Consider the following 12,662-nt stretch of genomic DNA (forward strand, 5'->3'; position numbering starts at 1 on the left):
CCCGCGGCCGCTCCCCCCGTGCACCTTCGGTCAGCTGGTGCTGTCGCGGAAGCGGGCGGTCACGGCCTCGCCGTGGGCAGGGAGGTTCTCGGCGTCGGCGAGGGCGACGATGCGGTCGGCGACCGCGCGGAGGGCACGCTCGTCGTAGCGGATGATCTGCTGCGGCCGCAGGAAGGTGTACGCGCCGAGCCCCGACGAGAAGCGCGACTGGCCGCCGGTGGGCAGCACGTGGTTGGAACCGGCGAGGTAGTCGCCGAGGCTCACCGGCGAATAGCCGCCGACGAACACCGCGCCGGCGTTGTGGATGAGCGCGAGCGTCGCGTCGGTGTCGGCGGTCTGCAGCTCGAGGTGCTCGGGGCCGTACACGTTGCTCACCGCGGCGGCGGCCTCGAGCGAGTCGACGAGCACGATCGCCGACTGCGGACCGTCGAGCGCGATCGCCACCCGCTCGGCATGGCGGGTCGATGCCGCGGCCTCGGCGAGGATGCCCGTGACCCGTTCGGCCAGGGCCGGCGAGTCGGTCACCAGCACCGCTGCGGCGAGTTCGTCGTGCTCGGCCTGGCTCACCAGGTCGGCGGCGACGAAGCCTGCGTCGGCGCTGTCGTCGGCGATGACGAGGATCTCGGTGGGGCCGGCCTCGGAGTCGATGCCGACGACGCCGCGCACGATGCGCTTGGCGGCGGCGACGAACACGTTGCCGGGCCCGGTGATGACCTCGACGGGCTCCAGCCCGAGCTCGGCGACCCCGTACGCGAGGGCGCCGACGGCGCCGGCGCCGCCCATGGCGTACACCTCGGTGAGGCCCAGCAGGCCTGCGGCGGCGAGGATGGTGGGGTGCACCGACCCGCCGAAGTCGCTCTGCGGGGGCGACACGAGCGCGATCGATCCGACGCCGGCCAGCTGCGCCGGCACGGCGTTCATGACGACGCTCGACGGGTAGACGGCCTTCCCGCCGGGCACGTAGAGCCCGACACGCTCCACCGGGTGCCAGCGCTGCTCGACGACGGCTCCGTCGTCGAGGGTGGTGACCCGCGCATCCGGGATCTGTGCGGCTGTGGCGCGGCGCACCCGCGCGATGGTCTCCTCGAGCGCCGCGCGCACGGCGGGGTCGAGCGCCTCGACCGCCGCGTCGACCTCGGCCTGCGGCACGCGCACGTGCTCGGGCACGGCCCGGTCGAAGCGCTCGGCCTGCTCGCGCAGTGCCTCGAGGCCACGCGTGCGCACCGCCTCCACGAGCTCGGCTGCCGCGGCGGCGGCGACCGAGACGTCGGTGGCGGCCCGGGGCACGAGGGTGGCGAGCTCGGCTCGGGAAGGGGTCTGGCCGCGGAGGTCGATGGTCTGGATCATGGCCGTACCAGCCTACCGAGCACGGACCAGGCGGGCGGACTGCCGGCGCGCATCCGTGAGTAAGTACCCACCGAGCCGGAGCTGTGCAGGAGTCGCGTCGGAACCCTGGTGGCGCGTGCCGCCCGTCGGGCACACTGGAGCCCGATGTACCGGCGAGAGGACAGGCCATGAACGACTCGACAGCGAAGAAGGCGCATGGCGCCCACGCGATGGCGCCCTTCTCACCGAACGAGGACTGGGACTTCGAGATCCGCACCGTTCTGGGCGGCGCCGTGGCGGGGGCCTCGGAGCCGGGAGAGGTGCTGGCCGCGACGGCGGGCATCCGCAAGGGCGACCATGAGGGCTGGTTCGTGGCCTGGGCGTCGCTCGGCGACCGGGTGTCGGCGATCGCCGACGAGGCTGCCGCAGCCGGGCACCGGGTGAGCGCCGCCGACTCCTATCTCAGGGCGTCGCACTACTACGCCGTCGCCGTGAACGCGGTGAGCTCGCTGCCTGACTCGAGCAGGCTGGGGCCCACCTTCTCCCGGCAGCGCGAGACCTGGAACTCCTTCGTCGACAACGCGCCCGAGCTCGTCGAGCGCGTCGAGATCCCCTACGAGACCGAGACCCTCCCCGGGTTCCTGTTCCGATCGCCGGCACCGAGCGGGGCGACGCTCGTGGCGGTGAACGGCAGCGACGGCTCGCTCGCCTCGCTGTGGGCGAGTTGCGTGTCACCGGCTCTCCGGCGCGGCTACTCGGTGCTCGTCTTCGACGGCCCGGGCCAGCAATCGCAGCTGTTCGACCGGAACGTTCCCTTCCGGCCCGACTGGGAGAACGTGCTCACCCCCGTGTACGACTTCGTGTCGCAGCAGCAAGGAGTCGATCCCTCACGTGTCGCGCTCTACGGCATCAGCCAGGGCGGCTACTGGGTGCCCAGGGCGCTGGCCTTCGAGCACCGGTTCGCCGCAGCCATCGCCGACCCCGGGGTCGTCGACGTCTCCACCTCCTGGGCCTCCCACCTCCCCGCCTCCCTGCTCAAGCTGCTCGACCGCGGCGAGAGCGCGAAGTTCGACAAGGAGATGGCGTTGGGGCTGAAGCTCAGCCCCGGCACGGCTCGCACGTGGCAGTTCCGGGCGCGCCCCTACGGCACGGAACCCGGCGCCTACGCCGAGACCATCGAGGCGGTTCGGGGCTACAGCATCGTCGACGTGGCCTCGCGCATCACCACGCCCCTGCTCATCACCGACCCCGAGGGCGAGCAGTTCTGGCCCGGCCAATCGGAACAGCTCGCCGCCCTCACGCCCGAGGTGTCGACCCTCGTGCACTTCACCGCGGCGGAGGGCGCGTCGGGGCACTGCCAGCCGCTCGCCCGCACCCTCACCGCCCAGCGCATGCTCGACTGGCTCGACGAGCGGATGCGCGTCGAGCAACATTGACGCGCGGCGGGATGCCGGCCGCCGTCGCGTTCGAAAACGCAAACGTCACGGCGTCCGAGCCCTCTACAGAGCCGGATGTCGCGACGTGTGCGGTTTCGAACGCTACGAGATCGGCGAGCCCACGCGGTAGGCCAACTCCGGCCCCGGGGCGGCGGCGAGCTCTGCCGCGATGGCGCGCATCCGTTCCCGGCCGTGCCAGCCCGTCGCCGACGGGCCGCCGGTCACCGCGCGAAGCGCCTGGGCGAGCTCGGGCACCGTCGCGGTGTTCGGGTCGAGCGCGATGCCCACCCCCTCGCGCTCGAGGGCGGCGGCACCCGCGAACTGGTCGGTGGAGAACGGCAGCACCACGAGGGGTACGCCGAAGGTCGCTGCCTCGGTGACGCTGTTGTTGCCCCCGTGGGTGACCGCCGCTGCCGCCGACTTCAGCAGCGTGACCTGAGGCAGGAACTCGCGCACCAGCCATCCGGAGGGCACCGCGCCGAGTCGAGAGGGGTCGCCCGAGCCCGTCGCGATCGCGGCTCGCAGGCCGGTCTCGCGCAGGGCCTCGGCGACCTGCGCGAGCACGTCGTCGCGCACTGAGAGGAAGCTGCCGAAGCTCACGTAGACGAAGGGCTCGTCGGAGGCGGCGATCCAGCTCTCCACCTCGGCGTCGCCGCTGTCGTCGCGCGGCGTCGAACCCAGGTAGCGGTGGGGCGGCAGGAACACCGCCCGGGCGGGGTCGGCGAGGGCCGCCGGGTAGTTGAACAGCAGCGACTCCCCCGTCTCGGAGAACGCCGAGGGCGACGGGGTGGCGAGCGGGTCGAGCTCGGCGAGCGCTGTGTTCCACTCCAGGGTGAACGACTCGCTCACCCGGAGGCACAGCTCGCGCAGGCGCTCGACCTCCTCGGCAGGCGGGGTGAAGCAGGCGGGCCAGGCGGTCGGCAGCCCGTAGAGCTCGTCTCCCACCGGCAGCGCGGAGGGGTGCCCGAGCACCACGTCGGTGTACGGGATGCGCGCAGCCTGCAGACCGAGCCGGGCACTGAAGGCGAGGTGGTCGACCAGGATGGTGTCCGGCCTCACTGCGTCGACGACGGCGACGGTCTCCCGCGCCTTCTGCACCGGCTGCCACATGAGGTCGGTGAGCCGCTGCTCGGCCTGGTAGCGAAGGGTCGGGATCATGCCGCGGCGGGTGGCCTCGAAGAAGCCGCGCAGCGAGGCTCCCTCGTCGCGCGGCTGCTCCTCGGCCCTGATGACACCGGGGTTCGAGCCGCGCCCGAGTTGCAGGTGCGCGCGCCGGGCACCGGCCTTCGCGACGATGGACTCCGTCGACTCCCCCGTCGCCACCACGACCTCTTCGCCCCGCTCCAGCCAGGCACCGGCGAGAGTGACCAGCGGGAGCAGGTGGGAGGCGTAGTCGGGGCTGATGACCAGCACGCTCATGCGGTGACCGCACGATCGGTGGCGGCGCTCTCGCGGTGCACCCCCGCGTAGACCGACTCGAGCGAGCGTGCCATCGCCTGGATGGTGAAACTCGCCTCCACGACCTCGCGCGCGCGGGCCGCGCGCGCGACCGTGGCGGCGCCGTCAGCGGCCGGCGCCTCGGCGCTGTCGAGCGCCGACTCGATCGCCGCGGTGAGTGCCGCGCCGTCCCAGGTCTGCGTGAGCAGGCCGGTGCGGCCGTGCTCCACGTAGGTGGCCGGGCCGCCGCCGTCCGGCGCCACCACGAACAGGCCGGTCGCCATCGCCTCGAGCAGGGCGATGCCGAACTCCTCCTTGAGGCTGCCGCAGACGTACACGCCGTTCGGCGCGGTGAGCCCCGGCAGACCGGTACGGGCCGCCGCCATCCAGCGCGCCGCCGTGTCGTTCGGCTGGTGGCCGGAGAGGATGAGCCCCCGCTCGGCCCGCAGACCCTCGGGCACGACGGCCTCGATGGCGTCGAGCTGCTGCTGTTCGGCTGCCGACGGGTTCCGCAGGTCTCCCCCGACGAGCAGCAGGTTCGCGCGCTCGGCGGCACTGCTGTTCTGCCAGGCGGCGACGATGGCCGCCATGCCCTTCACCTGGTGGAACCGGCCCACGCTCACGACGAGCGGAAGCCCGCGCCGGTGCTCGGGCAGGGCGCCGACCAGCTGACGCAAGGCCTGGAGTTCCGCTCCGGGCACAGCGCCTTCGGCGTGCGCCGAAGCATCGGCGAGAGCGGCGTCGACGACGTCGAGGTCGATGCCCTCGGGAACAACCGTGTGCCGTTCGGGGTGCGAGTCGATGTCGATACCGACGAGGGCTCGCATGTCGCGGCGCAGCTGAGGGCGTGGGAACAGCACGGTGTGGTGGGCGTTCGAGGCGAGGCGCTGCACCAGGCGGGCACGGAACCAGAAGTGCTCGCGCTCGTCGGCGGCGCCGAAGTTCTGGCGGGTGAGGGTGCCCGCCGAGTCCATCGACTGGATGACGGCGTGCGGGTCGGGGGCCACCGTGAACACCACAGGGATGTCGAGCTCACGCGCGACGTCGCTGGCGGCGAGGCTCCCCACTTCGGCCATGCGCAGATGCAGCACGTCGACGCTGCCCGCGGCGCGCAGCACTCGACGGATGCCCCGCCGGGCCGCCACCCGCTGCGGCCAGGCCGCGGCACTGCTGACGGGCGGGGTGAGCAGCGGGATGCGACCGTAGAGGTGTCCGGCCGGCCGGCCCGCCACGTCGACGACGCTGTCGATGGCGTCGCCGATCGAGCCGCGCGACAGGGTGACGACCCGCTTCACGTCGACGGATGCTCCTGCCGCACCGACCTCGGCACCTGCGCCTTCGGCACGGCGGCCGTCGCGCACCAGCGCGTCGCCGAGGCGTACCAGCAGAGTGGCGACGCCTCCGTTGTCACCACTGCCCGCGGCCGTGAGGCCGGCGTCGATGTCGGCGTGCAGGAAGAGCTGAGCCACGGTGAGCCCGTCGCCCCCGGCGCTTCGACCGACGCTCCCGCCCGCGAGGTCGATGAGCCCCAGTCGGGCGATGTCTCGAAGCGGGCCGTCGATGCGGGCGAGCTCGTCGAGCTTCTCGGCCGCGGCGCTGTCGCCGCGCCGCTGGCCGAGCGCGGCGACGGCAGCGCTTCGCACGAGAAGGTGCTCGCCCTCGTCACCGGCCGCCGCGTGGAGTCGGCGTGAGGGCCCGGCGCCGCGCACGAGACCGAGGGTCTCCACCAGGCGGTAACGCGCATCCGGGTCGTCGACGCCGAGCAGAGCGCCCTCGAGGCCGATGGCCACATGCTCAGGCGCCGTCTGCGCCCACTGCTCGAGGGTGCGCTGGGCGATCATTCCGCCGAAGCCGCCGTCGAGCACCAAGCCGATGAGCCGCCCGACCACGTCGAAATGCGGGAGGTGGGCCCCGAGCACCCAAGCGGCGTGCTCGCGGAGGAAGGCACGCTCCTCCGAGAGCAGTGTCGTGAGGACACGGTCGGCGTCGTCGTCGTGGATCTGGCCGAATGCGTGGACGGCAGCGATGGCGGTGACGTCGTCGTCGCCCTCCAGCGCGCCGGAGAGGATGCGGAGGGTGCGGAGGCCGGGCTCCCGGCTGGCTTCGAAGGCGAGCTCGTCGGCGAGTCGCATGGCCTCGACGATGCGGTCGGCGTCGCGCACGCCGTCGAGGGAGGTCTGAATGCCCATGGGCTCGCCTTTGCTGTCGGGTGGTTCGCCTCCGACGTCACGAGGGAGACACACTCACGACTCTAGATTGTCTAGCCATAAAGTCGCCTAAACATTTTTCGAGCTCACGGCGCTCTACGATGTGGGCATGAGCATCCCGACCGCCGACTGGATCGAGCACCGCCGCGGCCTCGACCGCGAACTCGTCGGCTGGATGCGCCCCGACGGCGAGGGATTCGTCGCCGTCGACCTACTGGGCCGGCCGGTGACCGACGCCGTCGACTGGTTCGAAGCGGAGGCCACGCTCGACGAGAAGGGTCTCGGCTACCTCGCCGACGCCTACGAGCTGCTGCTGGAGGGCGGGCACTGGCTGCGGGTGCGGATCGTCGAGGTCACTCCCCGGAGTGTGCGGGTGAAGCAGGAGGACTGGGGCGACGTCAACGCCACCCAGGTGTACTACACCGTCCCGTTCCCGGTCTCGCCCGAACGGCTCCGCCCCCTGCAGCCGCGTTAGCCGGCGAAGCTGCGCAGCGCTCGGGCGTACCGCAGCGGATCGTGGCGGGTCGGTTCTGTGACGAGGAGCGCTGCCGCGCCGAGTCGCCGGGTGAAATCGCCGCGGCACGGGATGAGCACGATCTTCTCGAGACCCGCCTGCCAGGCCGGCACGAGGGCGGGGAGAGCCACCCATTCGGGCGTCTCGTGGTAGGTCAGCGGTCGCCGCAGGTTCACGGTCTGCCGGTGCGCGTGCTGCCACGCCTCCCACGACGCGCCGGCTTCGGGGGTGCGGAACGCCTCGTCGCCGAAGCTCTCCCGCCAGTTCGGGCCGTCGATGAGGGCGAGCAGGTCGTCGAAGCCGACCGACTCGTCGGCTGCCGCGTCGGCGGCACGGCGCATCCGCTCGGCCTGGCCGGGGCCCACCACGTGGGCGAGGCGATCGACGGCGGCGTGCCAGAGCGCCGGCCACGCCTCCGCCCATTCCCTCGGGGCTGCCGAGCCCTCGACGGCCAGCGGCGCGGGCCCGTGCGCGAGGAGCGGAGGCAGATCGTCGCCCTCCACCTCGAGACCCCACGCCTCGCGCACCCACAGCAGCTCGTGCAGCCCGTGCGGGCTGTCGTCGATCGAGAGCACCATTTCGTGCGGCCAGGGGTTGCCGGGCATCGGCTCCATCGACTGCACGACGTCGGCCTCCCTCAGGCCAGGCAGTTCGGGCCGAGCAGCGACTTCAGCTCGCCGAACAGGTCGGCGGTGACCGACACCGGGTAGGGCACTTCGAACACGCGCACGTTGTCGTTCTTGATGAGCTTCAACCGAACCTCGGTGTCGCCGGAGTGCCTGATGAGCACGTCGTTGAGCGCCTGCACCGTGTCGGTGGTGGCCTTGAACTCGGCGAGCGAGATGTGCAGCGGCCCCGATGAGCCGGCTGTGCCGAGCGCGGGCTGGAAGAGACTGAAGGCGTGCAGGTTCATGCCGTCGTCGCGCAACGACACGCGACCGCGCACCACGACGATGGAGTCGTTCGTGAGAGCCGGCCCGAACTCCTGGTAGGTCTTGCCCATGAACATGGCGGTGATCTCGCCGGCGAAGTCCTCGACGGTGATCATGCCGTACTGGTTGCCCGAGTTCTTCGCCGTTCGGTGCTGCACCGAGGTGATGAGCCCCGCGATGGTCACCTGGTCGCCGTCGCTCACGTGCTCGCTCGAGAGCAGGTCGAGGATCGTCGTCGAGGCGTGCTTCGCGAGCTCCACCTCGAGGCCGGCGAGCGGATGATCGGAGACGTACAACCCCAGCATGTCGCGTTCGAAGGCGAGCTTGTCCCGCTTTGCCCACTCGGGTCGCGCCGGGATGTCGTGGACCTCCTCGGGCGCATCCCACAACGAGTCGAAGTCGAAGCCGACCTGTCCGTTGGCCTCGTTGCGCTTCTCCGACACGGCGTTGTCGATCATCGCCTCGTGCACCTCCATGAGGGCGCGCCGGGTGGCGCCCAGGGAGTCGAAGGCACCCGCCTTGATGAGCGACTCGATGGTGCGCTTGTTGGTGGCGCCGAGCGGGATCTTCTTCAGGAAGTCGCCGAAGGAGGTGAATGCCCCCTTCTCTTCACGGGCGCCGCGGATGAGCTCGACCACGTTCATCCCGACGTTGCGCACTGCCCCGAGGCCGAAGCGGATATCGGGGCCGACGGCGGTGAAGAAGCCGATCGACGAGTTCACGTCGGGTGGGAGCACCTTGATGCCCATGCGGCGGCACTCGTTCAGGTACATCGCCATCTTGTCTTTGGAGTCGCCGACGCTCGTGAGGAGCGCGGCCATGTACTCGGCCGGGTAGTGCGCCTTGAGGTAGGCGGTCCAGTAGGAGATGACACCGTAGGCGGCGGAGTGCGCCTTGTTGAAGGCGTAGTCGGAGAACGGGAGCAGGATGTCCCACAGCGTCTTCACCGCGGCCTCGGAATAGCCGTTGGCGTGCATGCCTGCCGAGAAACCCTCGTACTGCTTGTCGAGCTCCGACTTCTTCTTCTTGCCCATCGCGCGGCGAAGCAGGTCGGCCTGGGCGAGCGTGAAGCCGGCGAGCTTCTGCGCGATCGACATCACCTGCTCCTGGTAGACGATGAGGCCGTAGGTGCCGCCGAGCACGTCTTCGAGCGGCTCGGCCAGCTCGGGGTGGATCGGCGTGATGGGCTGGACCTTGTTCTTGCGCAGCGCGTAGTTGGTGTGCGAGTCGGCGCCCATGGGGCCCGGCCGGTAGAGCGCGAGCACTGCAGAGATGTCTTCGAAGTTGTCGGGCTTCATCAGTCGCAGCAGCCCCCGCATGGGGCCGCCGTCGAGCTGGAAGACGCCGAGGGTGTCGCCGCGGGCGAGCAGCTCGTAGGAGGCTGCGTCGTCGAGGTCGAGGTCTTCGAGCACGAGGTCTTCGCCACGGTTGGCGCGGATGTTGTCGAGCGCGTCGTCGATGATGGTGAGGTTTCTGAGCCCCAGGAAGTCCATCTTGATGAGGCCGAGCGACTCCGCAGCGGGGTAGTCGAACTGGGTGACGATCTGGCCGTCCTGCTCCCGCTTCATGATGGGGATGATGTCGATGAGCGGGTCGCTCGACATGATGACGCCGGCCGCGTGCACGCCCCATTGACGCTTGAGGTTCTCGATGCCGAGCGCGGTGTCGAACACCGTGCGCGCCTCGGGGTCGGTCTCGATGACCGTGCGGATGTCGACGGCCTCCTTGTAGCGCGGGTGGTTCTTGTCGAAGATGCCGCTCAAGGGGATGTCTTTACCCATGATGGGCGGGGGCATCGCCTTGGTGAGCTTCTCACCCATGCTGAACGGGAAGCCGAGCACGCGCCCGGAGTCTTTCAGGGCCTGCTTGGCCTTGATGGTGCCGTAGGTGACGATCTGGGCGACGCGCTCGTCGCCGTACTTCTCGGTGACGTACTTGATGACCTCGCCGCGGCGCCGGTCGTCGAAGTCGACGTCGAAGTCGGGCATGGAGACGCGGTCGGGGTTGAGGAACCGCTCGAAGATGAGGCCGTGCACCAGCGGGTCGAGATCGGTGATGCGCATGGCGTAGGCGGCCATCGAACCGGCGCCGGAGCCACGGCCCGGCCCCACCCGGATGCCGTTGCGCTTGGACCAGTTGATGAAGTCGGCGACGACGAGGAAGTAGCCAGGGAACCCCATGCTCTTGATCACGCCCACCTCGTAGTCGGCGCGCTCGCGCACCTCCTGCGAGATGCCGTTCGGGTAGCGGAGCTTCAGCCCCTCCTCAACCTCCTTCTCGAACCAGGTCGCCTCGGTCTCCCCCTCGGGCACCGGATAACGGGGCATGTAGTTCGCCTTGGTGTCGAACTCGACGTTGCACCGCTCGGCGATGAGCAGGGTGTTGTCGCAGGCGTCGGGGTAGTCGCGGAACAGCTGCCGCATCTCCTGGGCGCTCTTCAGGTAGAACTCGTCGGCGTCGAACTTGAAGCGGTTCGGGTCGGAGAGCGTCGACCCCGACTGCACGCAGAGCAGCGCCGCGTGGCTGGTGGCGTCGTGGGCGTGCGTGTAGTGCAGGTCGTTGGTGGCGACGAGCCGCAGGTCGAGCTGCTTGGCGAGACGGATGAGATCGCCCATGATGCGGCGCTCGATCTCGAGACCGTGGTCCATGATCTCGCAGAAGAAGTTCTCGGCCCCGAAGATGTCGCGGAAGTCGCTCGCCGCCTTCAACGCCTCGTCGTATTGGCCGAGGCGGAGACGGGTCTGGATCTCACCCGACGGGCACCCCGTGGTGGCGATGAGGCCCTTGCCGTATTGGCTGAGGAGCTCCCTGTCCATGCGGGGCTTGAAGTACTGACCCTCGATCGACGCCTTCGAGCTCAGGCGGAAGAGGTTGTGCATCCCTTCCGTGGTCTCGGAGAGCAGGGTCATGTGCGTGTAGGCACCGGCGCCCGAGACGTCATCTCCCCCGCCGTTGCCCCAGCGCACGCGGGTCTTGTCGCTGCGGTGGGTGCCGGGTGTGAGGTAGGCCTCGGTGCCGATGATGGGCTTGATACCTGCCTCGGTGGCGGTGCGCCAGAAGTCGAAGGCGCCGAAGACGTTGCCGTGGTCGGTGACGGCGACCGCGGGCATGCCCTGCTCCTTGGCCGCCTCGATGAGGGGCTTCACCCTCGCCGCGCCGTCGAGCATCGAGTACTCGCTGTGGACGTGCAGGTGTACGAAGGAGTCGTTCGAGGGCACTGATTCTCCGGGCTGTCGCGGCTTGGGAATCAAGTCTACGTGGCTGGTGGTCGGCGGTGGCGGCGTGTCGGGGTTGTGTTGGGGAAATGGGTGGGGCTGCCGCGCGCTTTGCGCTTGCCCTCAGAGGTGCGGTCCGGATGCGGGATAAACGAGCATTCATCAGGGGATTCTGATAGAATCTCAGCATGGGAATCAGTTCACGGCTCAGGGAGATCGCAGACGATCTTCGTGCTGTCATGGGTGAGGTCGGGGGGCGGCTGTCGGGGTTCTCTGACGATGAGGTGCTTGAGGTGATGGCCGCTGTCGAAGCTGTGGGGCGGGTGGTGTCGGCGGGGCAGGTGAGGGTCGCCGGCGAAGTCGGGGTGCGGTCGCGGAGTGAGCTCGGGGATGAGGGGTTGAGCAGGGCGCAGAACTTCACCAGCCCGGCCAAACTCGTCGCCCACGTGACGGGGGTGTCGGCGCGTGAGAGCAAGGCTCGGCTCGAACTCGGGCGGCGCATGCGGGGGGCGATGCTGCTTGGTGGGGGCGAAGGCCCGGCGCCATTCCCGGCAGTCGACCGGGCGATCGATGAGGGCACCCTCGGTGTCGAGGCCGCTTCGATCATCGTCAGGCACTGCAGCGACCTCACCGTGCGCGGGTGTGCGCCCGACCTTGTGGCCAGTGCCGAGCAGACCCTGGTCGATGAGACCCTCGCGCGAGGGCTGAGTGCCGACCAGACTGCCAAACTAGCCATCCACCTCCGGGAAGTAATCGATCCCGACGGCGCCGAACCCAGAGACGAGCTGCATCAGCAGCAACGGTCGCTGACGATCGCCCAAGCCCGCGACGGCATGATCCGCGGGAAGTTCGCCCTCACGCCCGAACAAGGCGGGGTGTGGTTGGCAAGCATCCAAGCCATGCAGAACCGGGCCGAGGTTCCTCAGCGAAGACGAGGCGGTGGCGCAGTTCGCGACCGCGGACACGCGCACGCAGGTGCAGAAGAACGCCGACACCATCACCGAACTGCTCGCCCGCGCCGTCGGCTCCCCCGACATGCCACGTATCAACGGCGCCACCACCACCGTCAACGTCCACATCACCCTCGACGACCTCGAAGCCGGCCGTGGTGTCGGGTGGATTGACGGCATCGATGAGCCCATCCCGGCTTCGACCGTCGCGCAGCTGCGCTGCCACTCCCCCCTCGCCGCCACCGTGTTCGGCGACCGCGGTGAAGTCCTTCACCACGGCAAAACGAAGCGACTCTTCACCGCAGCTCAGAACCGGGCCCTCGCCGCCCGAGACGGCGGATGCGTCTGGCCCGACTGCGACCGACCACCCTCCTACTGCGAAACCCACCACGCCGACGAATGGGTCTCACCCGACCATCCACCCGGCCGCACCGACATCGACAACGGCGTCCTCCTCTGCCACTTCCACCACACACACCTGCACAAATCGGCGTGGAAACTCGTCATGAACGAGGGGGTTCCGCATATCGTGCCGCCCAGGTGGGTCGACATCACGCAGACACCGATCCCCACCACGCGGCGACGCACAATCACACCCCAGCAGCACGAAGCAGCCTGAACCCGGGGCGACCGTCAGCCGCTCCC

Annotated in this window: 7 protein-coding genes and 1 pseudogene; 3 read left to right on the forward strand and 5 right to left on the reverse strand. The window is 69.9% G+C overall.

Features of this window, described 5'->3' with window-relative positions; translation table 11 throughout:
• Positions 1–30 precede the first annotated feature (30 nt).
• Entirely contained in the window at positions 31–1,347 is a 1,317-nt protein-coding gene (hisD, locus tag ABFY20_RS10830; RefSeq protein WP_368496264.1) for a histidinol dehydrogenase, read from the reverse strand.
• Between the two features lie 167 nt (positions 1,348–1,514).
• Here hisD and ABFY20_RS10835 point away from each other — a divergent pair, with 167 nt between their 5' ends.
• The gene (locus tag ABFY20_RS10835) at positions 1,515–2,762 is read left to right on the forward strand and encodes an alpha/beta hydrolase family protein (protein ID WP_368496265.1); all 1,248 of its coding nucleotides are present in this window, start codon (positions 1,515–1,517) and stop codon (positions 2,760–2,762) included.
• A gap of 102 nt (positions 2,763–2,864) precedes the next feature.
• Here ABFY20_RS10835 and ABFY20_RS10840 read toward each other — a convergent pair whose 3' ends face one another.
• Positions 2,865–4,181, reverse strand: a complete 1,317-nt coding sequence (locus ABFY20_RS10840) for a glycosyltransferase (protein ID WP_368496266.1) — start codon at positions 4,179–4,181, stop codon at positions 2,865–2,867.
• A complete protein-coding gene (locus tag ABFY20_RS10845) occupies positions 4,178–6,388 on the reverse strand; it encodes a glycosyltransferase (protein ID WP_368496267.1) in 2,211 nt (736 codons plus the stop codon). Before ABFY20_RS10845 ends, ABFY20_RS10840 begins: the two co-directional genes overlap by 4 nt.
• Positions 6,389–6,515: 127 nt before the next feature.
• Here ABFY20_RS10845 and ABFY20_RS10850 point away from each other — a divergent pair, with 127 nt between their 5' ends.
• Positions 6,516–6,881 carry a hypothetical protein gene (locus tag ABFY20_RS10850; RefSeq protein ID WP_368496268.1) on the forward strand — a complete coding sequence of 122 codons (366 nt, stop codon included), beginning with the start codon at positions 6,516–6,518 and terminating at the stop codon, positions 6,879–6,881.
• Here ABFY20_RS10850 and ABFY20_RS10855 read toward each other — a convergent pair.
• Positions 6,878–7,543: a hypothetical protein gene (locus ABFY20_RS10855; protein ID WP_368496269.1), complete on the reverse strand. Its 666-nt coding sequence runs from the start codon at positions 7,541–7,543 to the stop codon at positions 6,878–6,880. The genes ABFY20_RS10850 and ABFY20_RS10855 overlap by 4 nt on opposite strands.
• A 14-nt stretch (positions 7,544–7,557) precedes the next feature.
• A complete protein-coding gene (dnaE, locus tag ABFY20_RS10860) occupies positions 7,558–11,070 on the reverse strand; it encodes a DNA polymerase III subunit alpha (RefSeq protein WP_368496270.1) in 3,513 nt (1,170 codons plus the stop codon).
• 293 nt (positions 11,071–11,363) lie between these two features.
• Here dnaE and ABFY20_RS10865 point away from each other — a divergent pair.
• A pseudogene (locus tag ABFY20_RS10865) lies at positions 11,364–12,636 on the forward strand (DUF222 domain-containing protein).
• Positions 12,637–12,662: the final 26 nt, after the last annotated feature.

Origin of the sequence: Herbiconiux sp. A18JL235 (assembly GCF_040939305.1) — a bacterium.
Lineage (GTDB): Bacteria > Actinomycetota > Actinomycetes > Actinomycetales > Microbacteriaceae > Herbiconiux.